19 protein-coding genes are annotated in these 19,641 nt (G+C 52.3%); all 19 read right to left on the reverse strand.

Features of this window, described 5'->3' with window-relative positions:
* Positions 1-9: 9 nt before the first annotated feature.
* The 19 genes from GYN08_RS12405 to GYN08_RS12495 all read right to left on the reverse strand — a co-directional run bounded on the left by GYN08_RS12405 (position 10) and on the right by GYN08_RS12495 (position 19,502).
* Positions 10-1,791: a motility associated factor glycosyltransferase family protein gene (locus GYN08_RS12405; protein WP_166274641.1), complete on the reverse strand. Its 1,782-nt coding sequence runs from the start codon at positions 1,789-1,791 to the stop codon at positions 10-12.
* 212 nt (positions 1,792-2,003) lie between these two features.
* Positions 2,004-2,348 (reverse strand): hypothetical protein, encoded by a 345-nt coding sequence (locus tag GYN08_RS12410; protein WP_166274643.1) that lies wholly within the window; start codon positions 2,346-2,348, stop codon positions 2,004-2,006.
* Positions 2,348-2,731: a flagellar export chaperone FliS gene (gene fliS, locus GYN08_RS12415; protein ID WP_166274645.1), complete on the reverse strand. Its 384-nt coding sequence runs from the start codon at positions 2,729-2,731 to the stop codon at positions 2,348-2,350. Before fliS ends, GYN08_RS12410 begins: the two co-directional genes overlap by 1 nt.
* 18 nt (positions 2,732-2,749) lie before the next feature.
* Positions 2,750-4,243 carry a flagellar filament capping protein FliD gene (fliD, locus tag GYN08_RS12420; protein WP_166274647.1) on the reverse strand — a complete coding sequence of 498 codons (1,494 nt, stop codon included), beginning with the start codon at positions 4,241-4,243 and terminating at the stop codon, positions 2,750-2,752.
* A gap of 12 nt (positions 4,244-4,255) precedes the next feature.
* On the reverse strand, positions 4,256-4,633 hold the full coding sequence (locus GYN08_RS12425) for a flagellar protein FlaG (protein WP_166274649.1): 378 nt from the start codon (positions 4,631-4,633) through the stop codon (positions 4,256-4,258).
* 153 nt (positions 4,634-4,786) lie between these two features.
* Positions 4,787-5,554, reverse strand: coding sequence for a flagellin N-terminal helical domain-containing protein (locus GYN08_RS12430; RefSeq protein ID WP_166274651.1), 768 nt, complete (start codon positions 5,552-5,554; stop codon positions 4,787-4,789).
* 205 nt (positions 5,555-5,759) lie between these two features.
* Positions 5,760-6,527, reverse strand: coding sequence for a flagellin N-terminal helical domain-containing protein (locus GYN08_RS12435; RefSeq protein ID WP_166274651.1), 768 nt, complete (start codon positions 6,525-6,527; stop codon positions 5,760-5,762).
* A 122-nt stretch (positions 6,528-6,649) separates the two neighbouring features.
* Complete coding sequence (gene csrA / locus GYN08_RS12440) at positions 6,650-6,880, reverse strand: carbon storage regulator CsrA (protein ID WP_166274653.1); 231 nt, start codon at positions 6,878-6,880, stop codon at positions 6,650-6,652.
* Positions 6,880-7,326 carry a flagellar assembly protein FliW gene (fliW, locus tag GYN08_RS12445; protein WP_166274655.1) on the reverse strand — a complete coding sequence of 149 codons (447 nt, stop codon included), beginning with the start codon at positions 7,324-7,326 and terminating at the stop codon, positions 6,880-6,882. The genes csrA and fliW overlap by 1 nt, the downstream gene beginning before the upstream one ends.
* 108 nt (positions 7,327-7,434) lie before the next feature.
* Positions 7,435-8,340, reverse strand: a complete 906-nt coding sequence (gene flgL / locus GYN08_RS12450) for a flagellar hook-associated protein FlgL (RefSeq protein WP_166274657.1) — start codon at positions 8,338-8,340, stop codon at positions 7,435-7,437.
* A gap of 20 nt (positions 8,341-8,360) precedes the next feature.
* A complete protein-coding gene (gene flgK, locus GYN08_RS12455) occupies positions 8,361-9,953 on the reverse strand; it encodes a flagellar hook-associated protein FlgK (RefSeq protein WP_166274659.1) in 1,593 nt (530 codons plus the stop codon).
* A gap of 20 nt (positions 9,954-9,973) precedes the next feature.
* Positions 9,974-10,474 carry a flagellar protein FlgN gene (locus tag GYN08_RS12460; RefSeq protein ID WP_166274661.1) on the reverse strand — a complete coding sequence of 167 codons (501 nt, stop codon included), beginning with the start codon at positions 10,472-10,474 and terminating at the stop codon, positions 9,974-9,976.
* A 107-nt stretch (positions 10,475-10,581) separates the two neighbouring features.
* Complete coding sequence (gene flgM / locus GYN08_RS12465) at positions 10,582-10,854, reverse strand: flagellar biosynthesis anti-sigma factor FlgM (protein ID WP_166274663.1); 273 nt, start codon at positions 10,852-10,854, stop codon at positions 10,582-10,584.
* Positions 10,855-11,052: 198 nt separating this feature from the next.
* Positions 11,053-11,448 carry a TIGR03826 family flagellar region protein gene (locus GYN08_RS12470; protein WP_166274665.1) on the reverse strand — a complete coding sequence of 132 codons (396 nt, stop codon included), beginning with the start codon at positions 11,446-11,448 and terminating at the stop codon, positions 11,053-11,055.
* Positions 11,449-11,584: 136 nt separating this feature from the next.
* Positions 11,585-12,415 carry a ComF family protein gene (locus GYN08_RS12475; RefSeq protein ID WP_166274667.1) on the reverse strand — a complete coding sequence of 277 codons (831 nt, stop codon included), beginning with the start codon at positions 12,413-12,415 and terminating at the stop codon, positions 11,585-11,587.
* Positions 12,412-14,586 carry a DEAD/DEAH box helicase gene (locus GYN08_RS12480; RefSeq protein WP_235946216.1) on the reverse strand — a complete coding sequence of 725 codons (2,175 nt, stop codon included), beginning with the start codon at positions 14,584-14,586 and terminating at the stop codon, positions 12,412-12,414. The genes GYN08_RS12475 and GYN08_RS12480 overlap by 4 nt, the downstream gene beginning before the upstream one ends.
* Positions 14,587-14,830: 244 nt before the next feature.
* Complete coding sequence (locus tag GYN08_RS12485; RefSeq protein WP_166274669.1) at positions 14,831-15,556, reverse strand: response regulator; 726 nt, start codon at positions 15,554-15,556, stop codon at positions 14,831-14,833.
* Positions 15,528-16,724, reverse strand: coding sequence for a sensor histidine kinase (locus GYN08_RS12490; protein WP_166274671.1), 1,197 nt, complete (start codon positions 16,722-16,724; stop codon positions 15,528-15,530). Before GYN08_RS12490 ends, GYN08_RS12485 begins: the two co-directional genes overlap by 29 nt.
* 81 nt (positions 16,725-16,805) lie before the next feature.
* Positions 16,806-19,502, reverse strand: coding sequence for a stalk domain-containing protein (locus GYN08_RS12495; protein WP_166274673.1), 2,697 nt, complete (start codon positions 19,500-19,502; stop codon positions 16,806-16,808).
* Between the last annotated feature and the right edge of the window lie 139 nt (positions 19,503-19,641).

Here is a 19,641-nt window from a genome sequence, read left to right on the forward strand (position 1 = left end):
ACCCGTCCTTTAAATATGGATTTCTGCGATCCGTTTTAATGATTCCGTTACGTTCTCTTGCAAATAAGGAAGCTCTTTTGTAATGTCTTCTCCCAGTTTACGGAGATGATGATAAGCCAAATCGGCTTTTTTTCGAATGTCTGTTTCCGTCGCGATCTCTGGCAATATTCGATCGAATTCATTTAATCGATCCGTAAGCAGAGTTTCAAATACTGGATTAAACCAATCTCTATTCACGATATTTCCCCAAAGTACTTCGACTGACTCCATTGTTCTCCAAGCTTTGTTCGCATTCGAACGACTTTGTTCCGAAAGCCGATCAATCTGCTTTTTCAGCATGTTCAGCTCGCTTCTCAACACGCTTATGTCGCTCGATATATTCAGAAGTCTAGATTTCACCGTATTTATTTTATCTTCGTTTGAAGTATGAGTCTGCTCGAGCAGCTTTGACACAGCATTGGATTCGACACGCTGTTCCACAAGCAAAGAATAAACTTCTTCTGCCGGTTTCCATGCTGCGCCTTCGATCGCTGCTCCTCCGCGAGTAGCATTAATGAATTCAATGTTGGGCAGGATGGAAATAAGACTTTCCAAGCCGTCTTTCATGAACAAAAAATTTTGAGTAGTCTGATTATATCCTCCGTAAACGTTAAGCACGGTATGTTGCGATCGCTCTACGATCGTCTCGTTATGGGTTGCATCCGTATGTTCTACGCCGCTTGTATAAAATTTCCCTTCGGAAAAGGATAGATCCTGACCCATCATGACAATCCTTGAAACTCCTAACCAAACCGCAGCTTGGATTGCAGTTCCGGTAACGGTAGGCGTAGGAAGTATGGTCGGATCTTGTGACTCCATACCCATGCAAAACTTTCCGATTTCATCATTTTGTACAATCCCATAAATGGTGTCATCGTTTTTTTTATCCGATACCCCGTAATAAGCCGTTGAACCAAAAAAAAGAGGCGGTTTTGTTGCTCTCGGATTTTCGAAAACTTTGGCGTTTATGGCCCCTCCGTCCATAACGGTAACTAAGTGAGGCTCGATATTATGCCGAAGCAGTGCTTGGATGCTGGAGCCCGCTGAAATAATCAAGGCATGAGGTTGGAATTTTCGCAACCATGCGATGTCTTTATCTAAAGAAGGCCCCGAAGCAACAATTACCGCAGTCGAACCCGAAAAGGAACCGGCCAATTCCATTACGGATGGCGATACCAGCATGCTGGCCAATTGGTTCAAGCTGTTTTGCAGCCAAATTTTCCGAAAATGCCTCTCAGTATGTCTATTTGATACAAAAGTCGCTCGATACTCTTCGAAGCTTTCCCTCAGATCGTGAAGCACCTCAATATTCTTCTCCAAATGATGGCGCAATGCTACAAAAGCCAATTCTTGATCCATGTAAGTGCAAATTTTATAAAATAGCATTTTGAGCTGAGTAGGCCCAACGGAAACCCACAACAGTTGAGGCCATGCCAATAAGTCCTTCATCTGATAATTTTCCATTGAATGATTAAAAACCGCTTCGTCCGGCTCATACACTATAAAAAAGCGATCTGGATACTTTTCCAATAAATCAGAAAGACCTAAGCCTTGGCTAAATCCATATAAAAAAACAACCTTCATGTCGTTTACCGAACCTTCGACCGCTGTCAACCAACTTTCGTCTCGTTTAAGAGGCTCCTTAAAGATGGAGCTGCTGCCCTCCGATGTGCGATTAAACTGCTCGATACGATTCGCAATATTGGGAAACCTTTGTTGGATTATGCTAAGATTTTCGTTGAAATAAGTCATTTTCACAATCTCCATTCCCGGCTATTAATTTCTATACCTACTATATCGGATTTAAGGAAGATAGAGTGAACCTTCAAAAAAAAATCCCCCCTCTTGTCTCCTTTCAACTTGAACTTTCTGCTTTATACAGAAAAAAAACACTCTCGAATATGAGTTCGTTCGCCCTTAGCGACAAACGTCATAATGAGAGTGTTTCTTTTTTATCAAAACTCTTATTTACGATGATCGATGAACATACTGTCCAGTGAGTACGCATTTTGGTAAGCCGACTGCTGCGTACGGATTGCGCCTTGCTTATGCATCCATTCTCCGGCTTCATTCTTTAAAAATAACATTCTTTTAAGGATAGTCATATCGAAACTAAGAATATAGGCAATTTGTTCACGATTTTCTTCGTTAATGCTGTTCCGATACTCTTCAATAGAAAGCACCAATTCTTCACGCCGATTCGCCAAAAGTTCCAGTTCATCGCTATCCATCGTATTCAAACGAGAGATCGCGTCTTCGGTAATAGATTGCAGCTCGTTGAGCAGTTTTTTCACTACCGCTTCTGCCATTACATATTTCCCGCCATACCAGATACTTTTCCTGCCTCAATCCATGCTTCGCGTAGTTCACTGAGATGTTCAAGCACTTCTTCCGCGGGAGCCGCATTTTTCTTCACATTTGCTTCAATCAGAAGATGCAGCATGTACTCATAAATACGGGCGAGTTCCGATGCAATCGGGTAATCGAAATTTAGGGAAGAAGTAAGTTCATGCACGATTGCTTGTGCTTTGCAGAGATTGTTGTTCGCCGATTCGTAATTACGTTCCGCAATCCCGTCGATTCCCGCCTTTACAAAGCGAATGGCTCCATCATACAGCATAATCAGAAGTTTAGGCTTGGATGCGGTTTGGGCTTGAGTCTGCTGGTACTTTTGGTAAGGTGAGTAGATCAAGGTTTTTCCTCCTTGTGGTTACATGCCGGAAAGACTGGACATCGTTGCATTGTACCTATTGATGGCCGTTTCCATGGCCGTAAACTGCTTATAATAATTCGTTTCAATTCGATTTAAGCGACTGTTCCAATCGGTAATTTGACGATCGATAGCGGTTAGCCGTTGTCCCATAAGACTTGTAGTCAAAAACGTGGAGTTGAGGTCGCTGCTGACCTTGGACGTACCCGCTTTTTCTGCCAAACTGGACAAAGCGGCAGTCGAAATTTTTCTCGTCTTCGCAAGGATCCCGTCTTCTACCGTATACTGATTATTTAAAGTGGATTTTGAATAATTCTGCCCAAAAAATTGATTAACAATATCAGGATTTCCCTCAAGTGCTGCCGTAAGCTTTGCCGTATCCAAGTTAAGCTTGCCTTTAGTGTCGTACGTACCTGTGGTGATACCGAGTTCGGACATCATCAATGGCTTATTCACATCTACTCCATCGACATTTACAACTCTGCCGATGTCCACCCCTTGAATTAAAGCTGCGCGCATATCGCCGATTGTTCGTTGCAGGATGCTGTCATTCTTGAGCATGCCGCTTTTAGCTTTTTCATCCCAAAGCTTGGCTTCGTCGTCGCTCATTTCTTTCCTTTGTTCACTGGTGAGCGGTGTATATTTTTTATAGCGTTCTTCGCTAATCTTGCCATTGACGGTAGAAATCACGTCATTGTAGGCATTAACGAAGTCTTGAACGGCCTGCACCACTTTTTCGGTGTCTTTGGAAACTGTCACCGTAGTCGCCGCTCCGCCTGCGGCATTAAGAGTGATCGCCACGCCGTTAAGGTCGAAACTATTGGAGTCCTTCTCAATATTCAGACCGTTTACGTTTAGTTCAGCTTTGGAGCCAAACGTATCCATCGTCAAGTTGAAGGCATTTTTAATCGAGGCATCAACCACAACCGCATCAGGACCGGCAGTCTTGGACGTGAGGGATAAACCCGCCGCAGAATCGTAAAAGGCGGTGACTCCTGTCTTGCTGTTACTATTGATCTTATCGACAAAGGATTGAATGGTTTCATCGGCAGTGAGTGCTATATCCGCTCCGCCGATCGTAACTACCGAGGCCGTCCCAAACGAACTATCGAGATCGGAAAGCTTGGTTGTAGTACTGTCTTTATTCAACCCTTGTGCGCTGCGGACGCTGGAAAAAGTTGCTAATTTAGTAACTTCGATTGTCATTGTTCCACTGCTTGCAACAGAGGAAGCACTTGCAGTAAGTGCACCGGTATTTCCCGTGATCGTGGCTTTCTGAGCATTGATTGTGCTGCTCTGTGCAAGCTTGGAAATGCTATCCTGCATAAATGTAACCAACTTGGTGCTCATCTTACGATAGTCATCGCGCTGCCACTCCAGAAGCTGTTTCTGTTCATTCAGCTTGTTAAGCGGTCCTTTACGAGCGTTGACCATAGATTTTACCAAGGCATCGATATCCATCCCCGAAGCCATCCCCGAGATTCTTGTAACCATAACCAGACCCCCTTAGATTTTTTTGTCGACCAATATACCCGTAAATTCCATCATTTTTGCCACTACATCCAAAATTTTTTCCGAAGGAATTTCGCGAATCATATCTCCGGTCTCTCTGTTCAAAACCTTAATCATAATGGCGTTGGTCTGTTCGTGGACCGATATTTCCAACGTTTTTTGAGGCCCCTGAATGGCATCGATGGCTTTCTTAAGTTCCTGAACCATCTTTTCATGATCTTGATGCAACTGCGGGATTGTCGTCATGGAGGCAGGTTGAAGCAAATCCGACGCTTTATTGTCATCATGCTTAGGATTGTATTCTTTCTTAGGATAAGAAGACTGCGGTAAAGGCGATGCTCCTCCCAGTCCCCCTGCTATACTCGAATCCATAATATACCTCCACCCTGATTAAGTATGTCACTGCCGTTCTACTAAGCTGTCGTTACTTTATATATCGGAATTTAACTCAAAATCTTTATGGAATTCAGGGATAAAAAATAAAAAACCCCGCAGCAGCGGGGTTTTTCGAAACAGCCTTTAAACTTAACGGAGCAGGGACAGTACGCCTTGCGGCGACTGGTTTGCCTGCGACAGCATCGACTGCGAAGCTTGCAGCAGGATGTTGTTCTTCGACAGGGCAACCATTTCCTTCGCCATGTCAGTGTCACGGATACGCGATTCTGCAGCCGTCAGGTTTTCTACTGTCGTTCCAAGGTTGTTCGACGTGTATTCCAGACGGTTTTGTACGGCACCAAGGTTCGAACGCTGTTTTGCCACGTTCTCAATCGCTGTGCTTACGTTAGCCAGCGTCGTTGCCGAAGACAAACCTGCAAATCCGGTTGTAGCTACGCCGGAGATCGAAATCTTGAACGTGCTGTCGTCGGCTTGCACCGATACGTTGCTCTTGATGCTGATGCCGTTGAACTTCGTGTTCGTCATGATTGCGTCGATCTGCGAACCCAGAGCGTTCAGCTCGGCATTGATGTTCGATTTGTCGCTTGCGCTGTACGTTCCGTTTTCTTTCTGTACGTTCAGCTCTTTCATCCGAGTCAGCATCGCGCTGACTTCGTTCATTGCGCCTTCAGCCGTTTGTGCGAACGAGATACCGTCTTGAACGTTGCGCTGTGCTTGTTCCAGACCGCGGATTTGTCCGCGCATTTTCTCGGAGATCGACAGGCCGGCTGCGTCGTCGGCAGCACGGTTGATGCGCAGACCCGAAGACAGTTTTTCCATGTTCTTGCTTGCTGCTGCGTTATTCAGTCCCATGTTGCGGTGCGTGTTGACGGCTTGCAGGTTGTGATTGATAATCATTGTGTTGTTTCCTCCCTGAATTGGTTGATTCCCACGTCCATGTGGTTGATTTGAGGCGTTTCACTGCCTTACTTTATATATCGTCCGTGTTTTCGAAACTTTGAATAGCATAGGAGGAAAATAAATAAAAAAAGTATTCCCAATTAAAGAAGACAAAAAAGAAAAAAGCCTGCTCGAAAGCAGGCTTTTAAGCAAAACTTTAAACTTAGCGGAGCAGGGACAGTACGCCTTGCGGCGACTGGTTTGCCTGCGACAGCATCGACTGCGAAGCTTGCAGCAGGATGTTGTTCTTCGACAGGGCAACCATTTCCTTCGCCATGTCAGTGTCACGGATACGCGATTCTGCAGCCGTCAGGTTTTCTACTGTCGTTCCAAGGTTGTTCGACGTGTATTCCAGACGGTTTTGTACGGCACCAAGGTTCGAACGCTGTTTTGCCACGTTCTCAATCGCTGTGCTTACGTTAGCCAGCGTCGTTGCCGAAGACAAACCTGCAAATCCGGTTGTAGCTACGCCGGAGATCGAAATCTTGAACGTGCTGTCGTCGGCTTGCACCGATACGTTGCTCTTGATGCTGATGCCGTTGAACTTCGTGTTCGTCATGATTGCGTCGATCTGCGAACCCAGAGCGTTCAGCTCGGCATTGATGTTCGATTTGTCGCTTGCGCTGTACGTTCCGTTTTCTTTCTGTACGTTCAGCTCTTTCATCCGAGTCAGCATCGCGCTGACTTCGTTCATTGCGCCTTCAGCCGTTTGTGCGAACGAGATACCGTCTTGAACGTTGCGCTGTGCTTGTTCCAGACCGCGGATTTGTCCGCGCATTTTCTCGGAGATCGACAGGCCGGCTGCGTCGTCGGCAGCACGGTTGATGCGCAGACCCGAAGACAGTTTTTCCATGTTCTTGCTTGCTGCTGCGTTATTCAGTCCCATGTTGCGGTGCGTGTTGACGGCTTGCAGGTTGTGATTGATAATCATTGTGTTGTTTCCTCCCTGAATTGGTTGATTCCCACGTCCATGTGGTTGATTTGAGGCGTTTCACTGCCTTACTTTATATATCGTCCGCTTCCCGGAAAGACTTAAGTCTTTTAAAGAAAAAATCAAGATTCCGAGGATTTTTTTTGCATCATCTTGATGATCTCTTTAGGATCCAGCGCCGCGCTTTCGTTATTCTCCTGTACGGAAACCAGAATCTCTTTTCGCAGAATATCGACATGTTTCGGAGCTTTAATCCCTAACTTGATCGTATCTCCTTCTACTGCCAGTACCGTAAGTTCAATATCGTCGCCGATTACGATCGACTCGCCTTTCTTTCGCGAAAGCACCAACATCAGGACTCACCGCTTTCCTTTAAAATCGAAGAATTCAAGAAGTGTCTTGTCTTATACGTGGTGTTTTGCAACACTACCTGCTTACCCAGCCGATCAGCAACGTTAAAAATAAGCGGCGCAAGCAAATTTGTCGTAACTCTGGCCGGATCATTATTCCAGGTTACAATGCAACGAACGGCTATCCCTTTTTCTTCTTTTAACTGTATCTCGTCCATCAATTCATCAGAAAGTTCGAATTCGTAATCTCGAAAGTGCAAGAACGGATCCGTTACGATAAAGGCAAGTTCCGCTTGGTTGACTGCCTGTAAATAACTGTACGTCCCATCCACGTCGCAAAGCACATATTCCGTAACTTCTTCAAAACCGGGAATTCCTTTGGGAAATGTGATCAGATCCTCTTCGCCCACCGTTAGTTCGCCCAAATGGACGGATTGAATTTGTACCATATTTTAGATCCTCCTTAGCGATTTAAAAAAGCTACGGACCATGGCCCATAGCTTCAGATTATCCCTCTGTTTCTTAAATTTCAACAAAACAAGCATTAAACTTCGAAATTAACGCATAAAGTCGATCAATGAAGTGCTCATGATATTGGCTGAAGATTTGAGCGCAGCTTCGTACACCGTTTGCGCACTTGTCGCTTTGATCAACGCTTCCGCTACATCAAGGTCTTCCGTCTTCGACAGCAACGTCGTCGTATTCATTTCTTGATCCAAAAGACGGCTGTTGACCAATTCAACCCGATTCGTACGTGCACCCACTTCGGAACGTGAAGAAACCATTTGGTTTGTTCGAGATTCAACGTTGCCCATTTCTGCCGTGATTCCTTCCGAATTTCCGCTCCGCATAGCCGAAACAACGCGGTCCATTACCGCAAATACGTTATCCTCAACACCACTCATACCGAAAAATTCGTTCCCTGTCGTATTGATCTGGAACTGAATATTTTCTCCAATAACGTATTTTACTGCAGTATTATCTGTCTCCACCTGCGAGTAGTCCGTTCCGGCTTCCGTCGGATACGGCATCGTGCCGTATTCCTGACCGTTGAAAATGAATTTCCCTCCGAATTTGCTGTTTCCGATATCCACCAGCTGCTTTTTAAGCTGTTCGACTTCATTGGCGGCCGACTGCATGTCGGAATCAGAGTACGTTCCCGTGCTGCTCTGTACCATAAGTTCCTTAAGCCGCGTCATCACATTTGTCGCACTCCCCATCTGGCTGTCCGTCTCGTCCAGCCAGCTCTGCGCCGAATCCGTCGCACGCTGGAACTGCTCGTTGCCGGCCAACTGCGAGCGGTAACGAAGCGCATAGGTGACGCCTACGGGATCATCGGAAGGCTTGGTGATCTTGCGTCCCGTAGAAATCTGATTCTCCAAGTTATCCATGTTGTACAGATTGCGGTTCAGGTTGCCCAGGAGCGTGGAGCTCATCATATTGGATGTCATCCGGATGGTCATCTTTTTATTCCTCCCCTAAATTAGCGGCCGACCGTACCGGTGCCGTTGATCAGTTTATCGAGCATCTCGTCGAAAGTCGTCATAAAGCGCGCACTGGCATTATAAGCCTGCTGGAACTTAACCAGGTTGGTCATTTCCTCGTCCATCGATACGCCGCTGACCGATTGTCTCAGCGACTCTACCTGATCGGCCAGGTCGGTCGCGTTCTGAGCCTGTCGTGCCGCTTCTTTGGACTGCACGCCGAGTTGGCCCGTAATCGAGCTGAAATAGTCGTCGATCGTCACAGGCGTGGAAGCCGCGCTGCCGAAATCGAAACGGGTGCTTTTCATGTCGGCCATGATTAAAGCAATTCCGGCATTACCCGTAACCACTTTTTCTCCCGTCGTTCCCGCGTTCGTGACCCGGAAGGAGGAGGCGATGAGGTTCGGATTGTTCTGAATCTGCGGATTCAGGGTGATGTTGCCCGCCGTAATCGCGCCGCCGCTGCCGCCGGCCGAGAACAGCTCGACGCCTGCGGAAGGAGTTGCGCCGTCGATCGTGTAACCCATTTTCATCAGACCGTTGATGCCGTTCACTTTTACGTTGATCGGCGTGTTCAGTGTTCGGTTGTTGGCCGCATTCGAAAATGTCGTGTTTGTCTGCGTGCCGTCCGCGTTTATGACGGATAAAGTCGTGCCTTCGGGGAGTACGCTGCCTGCCGGAATCGTAACTTGGAACGCGCCGTTCGCCATCGTATCGGCCAGTGTGTCCAACTGTTTCCGGTAATCGACCACATAATCGTCGCGCGATACGAACATGCCGTAAAGTTCGCCTTTATTGAGTCCTCCGCCGTCGTAAGCCGCTTTTAAACTTGCTTCCGTGACCGGCGTCACGGTCGTCCCCGCTACCGCAACGGTTCCGCCGAGCGTTACCTGGTATCCCGTATCCAGCTTGGTTACGGTCACGTTCGCGATTTTCGACAGCTGATCCACCGCGTAATCGCGCTGGTCGCTCAAGTCGTTGGCGTTGTTCCCCATATCCTCGACTTTTTTGATGCCGGCGTTCAGGTCGGCGATCGACTTGAGAAGCGAATTGACTTCTGTCGCTTTCAGGTTGATGTTAGCCGTCAGGTCGGTCGTCATGGCGTCAAGCTGCTTGGATGTCTGATTGAGCGAGTCGGTCATCGCCAACGTCGTTTCCTTGATGATTTTCCGGTTCGTGATATCCTGCGGATCCTTGCTGAAGTCGGACCATGCCGACCAGAAATTGTTCATTACGGCGCTAAGACCGGTATTCGAAGGTTCGTTCACGATCGCCTCGAGCTTGCTGAGCGTCTCCTGACGTACGGTCCAAGAACCGATGCCCGCATTTTCTCCCCGAAACTGATCGTCCAGATAAGAATCGCGTACCCGCACGATCGCGCTCGCTTCTACCCCGCTGCCGAGCTGGCCCGCATTGACCCAGTTGCGCAGCCCCGGCGTCTCGAAGGCCGGGGTCGCTTTCATGTTGACGACCTGACGCGAATAACCTGCCGTATTGGCGTTTGCGATGTTATGCCCCGTCGTGCTGAGCGCCGTCGTCTGGGTGAACAGACTCCGCTTGGCCGTCTCCAGGGAATGGAATGTCGATGTCATAGCTTCTCTCCTTTACTCTGTTAACCGCGTCGGTCGAACATGCCGGAACGGCTGTAGCCGTAAGCTTGTGCGGCGGGATGCTGATAAGTGGCTTCCTGCTCGGGTCTGTGCGACATCAGCTCCATCGAAAAATCGATGAACGACAGCGCCTGCTCGATCAGCTGGCGGTTGGCATCGTTGAGTTGTTTGAGCCGCATAAGCGTATCCGAAAGGCGGGCGTGCACGTCGAGCAGTTCCCTCTTCTCGTCCGGATCGAAAACGAGTCTCGAAATCTCGGCGATGGTCAGCTTCAGCCGGGATTTGATGCCGCGCTCCTGCATAAAAGCATACGCCAGTTCGCCGCGCCGCTCGTCTTCCCCCTGGATGCGCTTGAGCAGCTTCGACTCCCGGTTCATCGTGGAGATAAACGTGTCGATGTCGTTTTTGATGACAGCCGTCTTTTTCTCCTCCGCGACTTCGATCATTTCAAGATGGGAACGGTTCAGCTGTTCCAGCTGTCCGATTAACTGCTTGAGTGCCAAGATCCTTCACCTTTCTTTCCGAATATTTTAAAAAGAGGACTTCCCCAAAAGCGCCGGACATACCGGGCTTTTGAAAAAGTCCCCCATTCCGTTACAACCTTTATCGGTTATTCCGCAAGAAAAGGTAAGAGTTTTTCGGCAATTTTATTTGCGTCCACCGAATAAGTGCCTGCGGATACCTGCTGCTTCAGCTCCTGGATACGTGCAGCGCGTTCGCTATCGGCCGGTTTGTTTGCTGCGTGCAGCATCTCCATCGCCTCCGTGGAAATCGTGACTTCGTCTTTGCGCGCCGTTTTCTTCGTTTCTTCCGTGCGCTGCATTTCGTTCGTGCGTTGGTAAGGGTTAAGGGCTCCGATTCTCGATGTGTCGTTGATCTTCATAATATAGTCAACCTCCTAAAGGTTTGAGTTTTGTTTTAGCCGTCTAAGTAAAAGCACCGATAAGCTTATAATAAGTTTATCGGTGCGAATCCAAACAATGTTTAGAGCTAAAATGAGAAAAAAATTAAATTGTCAAGCGTAAATTTGGGCTATTTCTGTTTCGATGTTCCTATTGCTGGGTAAGGCGGCACGGATTTTTTAGTCGTTGCGGAACGCTTTGTAGGCGCCGCTCGAATTTTTCTGCTGCGTTTTGGGCTGTTCTTTCGCCGCCTCCCGCAGGTCTCCGGCCAGCTTCGAACGGCAGGATTCGCACATATTTCCTTCCCGAATCGAGGTTCCGCACACTTCGCAGCCGTAACCCATATTCGGCGCGTTCGCGATCGAGATGCGTCCTTCGCGGATAAATGTCGTGATCTGCCGCACGCTGACGCCCGTCTCGTCCGACAGTTCCTGCATATGGGCGCCTTTATTTTCACGCAAATATTTGACGCAAGCTTCGTATTCGTTTTCGATATCCTTCGCGCAGTTGGCGCAAATTCCTTTAAAGTTCATCACAAAAACCTTACCGCAGCGCGGGCAGTTGGACAAATTCATCTGTAGGTGCCTCCTTGTCTTTCATTGGAAGTAGTATGGAGAAGCTAACCATATATATCGGATATCCTTCTTATTTCTGTTAAATTTCTTTCCGCTTCTCTCATTTTATCGTAATGCGAGGCGATTACAAGCGCTTTTAAGAACGTGCCAGTGTCAAACTGTAGACAAGAACGGAGCATCCGAGCAGCGATTCGAGCTGCTTCAGCGCCGATGCGCAGATCGCGGCGGTCGTTCCGGTCGTATAAATATCGTCGACAAGTAGGATAGCAATAGGAAAAGACCCTCTGGGACGTTTTTCAGTTCCTATGAGGTCCCACTTCCGAAAAAACCGGGGGTCTAAATTAGGAAGCAGGCCGAATGCTCCGTCCAGGTTATGCAGCCTCTCCGCGCGCGTCTTGGAACTCTGCTTTCCGGTATGCACGCGGCGTTCCAGCAGCGCATGCGCGGGGATGTGCAGGCGGCGCGCCATTTGACGGGCAATCAGCTCGGCCTGATTGAAGCCCCGTTCTTCAAGGCGCTCTTCGCTGACCGGAACCCAGGTTACGAGATCGGCTTTCCACCCCGGAGAGCGATAGCGGATTTTTCGTTCTGCGGACATCTCCCGTACCAGGTTTCGGTAAGCCTGCTCCAGCATGATCGAAAAAGGTTCGGCGAAAGCTTCCCGTCCGCCGTATTTGTATTCCGCAATCCATCGGCGCATGGCCGCGTCATAGAGAACCGCGCTGCGGTTCATCTCGAAAGCTCTTTCCCGCGCTTCGGGCCGCAGACAGTCGGGGCAGCCCTGCGCCCGGCCGCATACGGGACAGCGCGGCCGCGCGATCCACGGCACCCCGGCCGCGCAGCGCTCGCAGATCCCGGGAAGCGAAGCGCCGGCACGGACAGGCTTCCCGCATGCCAAGCACGGCTCGAAGTTCGGGGCCAGCAGCCTGCGCAGTACGGACAGCGCCCGCTCGGCTCCGCCCCTCATCGCCGCTTCTCCCGATTGTCCCGCTCGGAGGCGGCCTTCTTTTCCGGCTTTCGGAACGGAAGACACCCTTTGCCGCAAACCGCTTCAACGAGACGGCCAACTTGAAGCAGCCTGCCTCGACCGACCGTCTCCGGCAGCAGAAAAGGCTTTGCCAGCCGGTTCATTCTTCGGATCTGCCGACAGGCTCCGGCTTGAGCCTTCGTATTCTGCGCGGCGGCAAACACGACCCGTCCTGCGGGATCGTCGGCCGAGCGTCCCGCGCGCCCCGCCATCTGCACAAGCGATGCTTCATCGAACAGGCCGCTGTCCGCATCCAGCACATACACGTCGCTGCGCGGCACGGTCACTCCCCTTTCCAGGATGGTTGTCGTTACCAGGATGCGCAAATCGGCGGAGCGAAAAGAAAGTACCTTGCCGCCTCGCGCCTCATCTTCCGAAGAGGTCGCGCCTACCGGAATCCCCCGAAACGTTCGCCGCAGCAGCACGGCCAGCGCTTCCGCCAGAACGATTTTCGGGACAAAGATAAAAATCTGCGCCCCGCGTTCGAGCGATGTCCGCCATCTGCGAAGCAGCGGCGCCGGCAGCGACCGACGGCGCAGACATTCGGCGAGGGAAGGCGCTCGCAGCCGCTCGGGCACGGGCAGCGGATGGCGATGATAGCGCACCGGCACCTTCGCGCAGGCCAGCCGATTCCGGCGGACCAGAGACTGCAGCTCGGCGGGCGGCGTGGCGGACAAATATACAGTCTTTCCGCCCGAAGCGCGGCAGACTTCCGCGGCGTAGGCAAGCATGGGATCTCCGTGAAAAGGAAAGGCGTCCAGCTCGTCGATGACGACGAGGTCAAAAGCGCCGGCAAAGCGCAGCAGCTGATGCGTCGTCGCCAGCGTCAGCCCGCTCCGGCGCCAGCGCTCCTCGCTGCCTCCGTACAAGGCGACGACCGCTTCATCAGGGAAAGCTTTGCGGAGCCGGGGCGCCAGCTCCAGCACGACGTCGCGCCTCGGCGTAGCGACCAGCACGCTGCCTCCGCGGCTGCGCACGCTCTCGATCAGCGGAAACAGCATTTCCGTCTTGCCCGCCCCGGTCACGGCCCAGAGCAGAAAGCGGCTGCCCGGATCGGAAGCGGCATAATGGGCAGTATCCGGCTTGAAGCCGCTTTTTGGACTGCGGGGAACCCCTGCCTGTCCGCCCGAAGCCGCGGCGGTTCCTCGAACGCCTCCTTTCTCGGCGGCCGCACCCGCAGGGGAGAGCGGTTCCGTCTCGAGGAACCGGAGCGCATGCTCCGCCGCGGACGCTTGAGCCGCGCTGAGCTTCCAGCGCGCCAGCCTGGCGCGCAGGCCGGCGTTCGCTTCCCGGACGGCCGGAAGCCCGGACCCGGCCGATTCCCCGAGCGGCCGGCTGCGCGGCCTGCCGCTTCGCGCCTGCGGCCGCCCCTGCAGCAGCAGCTCGCAGGAGCGGCTGCGTCCGAGCGCGCGGCAGGCTTCGCAGCGCGCGCAGTCCGCCGAGCCGCAGGAGCCGCAGGGACCTCCGCGGGCTTGGCTGCCGCAGCGCGCGCAGCGGTGACCCCCGCTGTTTTGCCGCCCGGGATTCCGGCTCCCTTCTACCGCGCTGCGCAGAAAAAGCACGCCTCGCAAGTAAGCCAACTGAACGATCGCCTTCCAGTCCGGCTCCAGCTCGGGCGCCGATTCTTTCAGCATCGAGCACAGTTCTCCGCTCAGCAGCGATCGCCCTTCCATCAGGGAGGCCAGCCGCTCGGCCTGCCCGGTCAGTCGATTCGGGCATGCCGCTTCTTGCGCCGCAGCAGCGAGGCTTTCTCCGCCGCTTTCGCCCCGCTGCGGCTTTTGGCCGGCCGGCTGCGTCGATCCTGCCGTGCAGCCTTCTACCCCGCTTCCGATTCCGAGCAGGGAATCCATCGTCTGCGGATTTTCTCGGACGAGGACGCTGCCCAGTTCCCGCCGTAGGCGCCGGCCCCATTCCGCGACGCTCCAGTCGGCCGCCTCCTTTCCGAATTGCGTACCGTTCAAACGGATCGCCCACTGAAGCGGCATCCCGCTTGAGATAAGCACCATCTTCGCTCCCGTTTCGCGCCGCCACAGCCGGTCTACCTCAGCATGCAGCGTAAGACACAGCACCATCCCCTCCGTCGTTTCCGCCGCGTACAATGCCGCCTTCATGCCCCTGCCCCCTCATCCGTTTTTTTTAAAAAAAGCACAAAAAAAGCACATCCTTTTCGCTCTTGCGAGCGTATAAGGAGTGTGCTTCATTCCCGGTTCGGCGATCTTCGATCATCCGAACATTACGTTATTTTCTTCACTTACTAACCATTTTCGAGCTTCGTTTTTTTGCAAAAGCCCGATTCCCAAAGTCTGGGAGCCGCTTATCAATTCCCTACTTTCGCTTGTAAAATGAATGTCGATGTTACAGCGTGACCCAGCCCATCTTGATCGCGTTGATAACGGCCTGTGTACGGTCTTCGACTTCCATCTTCTGCAAAATGCTGCTGACATGGTTTTTGACCGTTTTTTCGCTGATGAAAAGGAACTCGCCGATGGCTTTGTTGCTTTTCCCTTCGGACATCAGGCGCAGAACTTCGGCTTCGCGGCGCGTCAGCGGATTGTCTTCGCCGCCGATGAACTTGACGCCCGCTTCCTCGTCTTGAACGCCGTCGAACATGGCGCCGCGCTCGTTGACGAACGTCATGCGCTGAAGCTGCTGAATCAGTTTGCCCGTCACTTTGGGATGAATATAGGCGTGACCGGCCGCCACGCTGCGGATCGCGTTGATCAGCGACTCCGCTTCCATGTCTTTCAAGAGATAACCGCTGGCTCCCTTGCGCAGCGTCTCGAAGACATAGCTTTCATCGTCGTGAATCGACAGCATGATGACTTTGATATCCGGAAAAATTTCGCGGAGTTTCGAAGTCGCTTCCACGCCGTTCTCGTTGGGCATGTTGATGTCCATCAGGATGACGTCGGGTCTGTAGGCGTTGCAGAATTCCAGCACTTGAATGCCGTCGCTGCACTCCCCAATCACCTCGATATCGTCCTCCATGTTCAAAATCCTTTTCAATCCCTCACGGAACAACTGGTGATCGTCAGCCAAAAGCACTTTAATTTTAGGTTGTTCCGAGTTCATGCTCTCCATCTTCATACCCCTTTCCATTTTCTACATTCGTCGGGATATGGATCACGATTTTGGTTCCTTGATTCTCGGCTGATTCGATCTCCATTCTTCCCTCAAGCAGCTCGACTCTTTCCCGCATTCCAATCAAACCGAAGTGCGCATGCTGATTCGCCTTTTGTTCCAAGATATCCGTGTTAAAGCCGCGTCCGTTATCCCGAATCGAGATTTTGACAAGCTGCGTCTGATAGGCGATCTCGACGACGACGTGAGTCGGGTCTCCGTGCTTGGCCGCATTGGTGAGCGCCTCCTGAATCAAGCGGAAGACGGCAGCCTCCATTGCGGAAGAGAGCCGATACTCTTTGCCTCTCGTCTCGAATACGGTGCGAATCCGGTTTTTGTCCTCGTAGTCGCGCGTGTACTTGCGAAGCGTCGGAATCAATCCGAGGTCGTCAAGCGCCATGGGCCGGAGATTGAAAATGACTTTGCGAATCTCTTCCAGGCTGAAACGCACCTGCTTCTTGAGATCCGCCACTTCTTCTTGAACGCGTCCGTAATCCTGCTTGCCCAGCATGCGTTCGACGATTTCGGTCCGGAGCGCCATGTTAGCCATCAATTGCGCCGGTCCGTCGTGAATTTCTCTAGAAATGCGCTTGCGTTCTTCCTCCTGAGCCAGAATGATCTTCAGGCCGACCATTTGGCGGGTTTTGGCGGATTCCAACATTTTGGTCGCCTGCCCGACTTCCCCGCCGGACAAATATTCGGTGACCACGCTCATTTGCGAACCCAGCGACTCCGCGCGCTCGACGGAATTCATCGTGTTGCGCACGCGAAGCTGGAGCTCGTCCCGCCGGGCTCTCAAATAAGCCTCTTTTTCCCTGTACACCGAAAGCTCCAGTTGGAACTGCGTCGCCCGCTCGTAGGCCTGCCGAATATCCTGCTCCGTATATTTGACGAAATCCCGGCTCACTTCCGTGAGCCGGATACGGGAAAGACGGAATTTCTTTTCGAGATCGTCGACTTTGTCGGCGGTATCGGAAGTTTCCTGGATCACTCTCTGCAGTTCTTCGGTGAGCGAATTGAGTTCGGCGCGGGATTGATCCAATATCTCAAAAATTTGATACTTGCTGTCTTCGACGACCTGAATGGCATTCTTGATGACTCGGTCTAAAGCATCCGCTTGGAAATCCACGGGGAAAATCGACTCCATTCTTTCCGGCGTTCACCTGGTAGTGGATAGCGTAAATTCGGTGATCGTTCAGAACCTATCGTATCATGACTCGATAGTCACGGTCTTCGTTTCTTGTTCCCATTTTACATGTAATCCAAGCTGCTCGGAAACCAGTCTAACTGGGACCAAAGTCCTATTTGAAGCACTTATCGTCGCCGAGTCGGACATTTTGCGTTTGCCATTTAGGATATAGTCCTTTTTATTCAAGTTTAATACAAGAAGTTGATCGCCCCGGCGAACCGTAATCGATCCGCTTTTGGCTTCCCAACCGGACGTGCCGCCGAACGTATCCGTAATGTACTTGACCGGCAGGTACGTCGCACCGTTTCTTACCAGCGGAGAGACGTCCATTTGACTCGACGCGCCGTTCGTCAGCAGCGTTTTCGAGCCGACCGTCATCTTGGCCATCACGTTCGCCGGCAGACCGAGCGCGCCGGCATCGGCCGGCGACGTCGTCTTGACGTTATCGATCTCCACGAAGCCGCTCGCCGAACGCTCATCCTGTCCTTCCGCCAGATTGACGACGTAAATCCGTTTGACTTTGGCCGGATAGGCGATGTTTCCGTATTGGTTCAAGTTGACGGTCAACGTCTTCCAACCGCTGAAGTTCAGGCTCTTGGCCAAATCGACGTACACGGTCTTGCCGTCGGCACCGACGACCTCGGCACGAAGCCAATTATAACTGGAGTCGCCCAGCACGTCGAGACTCATCGAGCTGGCTCCCGACGTCAGCGCTTTGCCGGATGAACCGTTGAGGTTGACGTAGGCGTATTTGCTGCCGGTACCCGACGTCATATCGTAATCGAGGCGCAGCACCTTCGAGTTCGAATGCGTGCCGGTTCCCGTTTTGATCTGCGCTTTGCCGGTCACGGAAGAAGGGCTTCCGGTAAAGGTTACGCCGTACGAGACATTTTCGAAGTTTTCCCAATTCGTCTCCTGCACGTCCGCCAGGGTCAGCATCGTTTTGAATCCTTCGTAACTCGCGATCGCGTAACCGACTTTGACGCCGCTGTCTACGGAAGACACGTTGAGCGCGCCGTCCCGGATCGTTCCTTTGAACCCGACAAATTCCCAACTTAATGCGGACGGATCGATGCTGACCGTACCGCCGGATTTCAGCGTTGCCGTCACCGGAAGCGGAACGACCGTGCCGGCTTTAAGCGGAGCTGCAGCCGCGCCGAGATTCAACGCCGACAGCGAGTCCGCTCCCAGCACTTCGACTTTCAGCGAGGAGCTGACCCCGCCGCTTACAGCCGTCAACGTAGCCGTGCCGGCTTTTTTCGCGGTAAAGGCGCTTCCGTTCCATACCACGTTCGAACTGCTCGACTTCCACGACGGACTGATCGCCGACGCTTTCATCGGATTATAGTAAGTGTCGTAGCCTTTGACGCTGTAGCTTGCCGTCTCCCCGATCAGCAGCTGCTGTTTGCCGCTCACCGCAAAACCTTTTAGCTGGCCCGCGGGAGCCGTCGTGTAGACGCCGAGCCCGTTGACGACGCTGCGCTGGGTCTGCCCGCCGTATTCGGTCGTGAAGGTCAGCTGCGCCTGTTCCTCGCCGAGCGGACGCGTAACCATCGTCGTCGATCCGCCGCCGTCGAGATTGATCGCTTTCCAGATTCCCAGGCTGGTCATCAGGCCCTGCAGCTCGCTCAGCGACATGCCGCTGCTGCCGTCATTGTCCTGAACCGTGACGATGTAGGCGTAGCGGCCGCTCTGCGAGTAGCCGACCGCCGTGCGGGCCCGGTAGCCGCCGATCGAATTGACATTGCGCGAAAAAGCCGCCGCCCTGCCGTTATCGACAAGGATCGTATGTCCGCCGATCATGACTTCGAGCGACGACGGATCAAGCTTCTGACCCGTCGTTTTGGACACTAGGCTGTAGTCGGTCTGCACCTTGGCCCCGGCGGTTAAGTGCGCCTTCATGTAAGCCGCCGCCGTTCCGTGCGCCCGCAGGATGTAAGCGCCCGCCGGTACGGTACCTTCCAGCGGTTTGCCCAGCGACACCTTCGTTACGACACCGTTTTCCACCAGCACCTCGGAAGGAATCGTCGCGCTGTTCTTCGGCCGTTCCGTATTCCCCCAAGCTTCGGTATAGACGTACATCGCGTTTACGTGGCTGTAGCTGTTGTTCGGCTCCGTATAATACGATACCTGGTTGATGCCGGCGAGATCGAACGCCGCCCCGTCGGCCGCCTTCACGGTTCCCGCAAAATCGTATTGGTCGATGACCGGTTTGCGGTCTTTCGTCACGCCGAACGCATACATGCCTTTCAATTCGGACGGGCTGGACATCAGGACGCCGTTCGATACCTGCGCGCCCATAGGCGCCCCTTCCGCCGCCGTATTGAAATAGTCTCCGTTGACGCCGGCGACGGCCTCCGTCTCCTTGGCCATGCCGCTGACCGTATTCAACGTCGTGAATTTTCCGCCGCGTCCCGTCATGACATCCATCTTAACGTAAGGGTTCTGCAGATCCACTTGAATGACGTCCGCCAAGCCCGTTGCCGTTTTTCCGGAGCGGGGTACGGAATATTTATAGGTCAACAGTTTTGCGCCGGACGTAATGATATCTTCCCCCGTTTTGCTGATCGACACCGCTTCGGCCGCGAATGCCGCCTGCGAACCCGTCAGCGCCCCCCAGCCCGGGACGGCCGTCGGCTGCACGAGCAGCGCTCCGGCCAGTACGGCGACCATCCATTTTTTGCCTGCTTTAAACCTTTTGAAGCCCTGCTTATTCATGATGTTCGGTTTCGCTCCCTATCTCTAAAGATTCGTTCGCGTATGTATGACTGTCTGACAAAGCCCAATATACGCCCCTATTCTAATAGACTGAAACGGCGCCCAAAAGTTCCTGCCAAAACGACAAAAAAGCAACTAC

Origin of the sequence: Saccharibacillus alkalitolerans (assembly GCF_011090185.1) — a bacterium.
GTDB lineage: Bacteria > Bacillota > Bacilli > Paenibacillales > Paenibacillaceae > Saccharibacillus > Saccharibacillus alkalitolerans.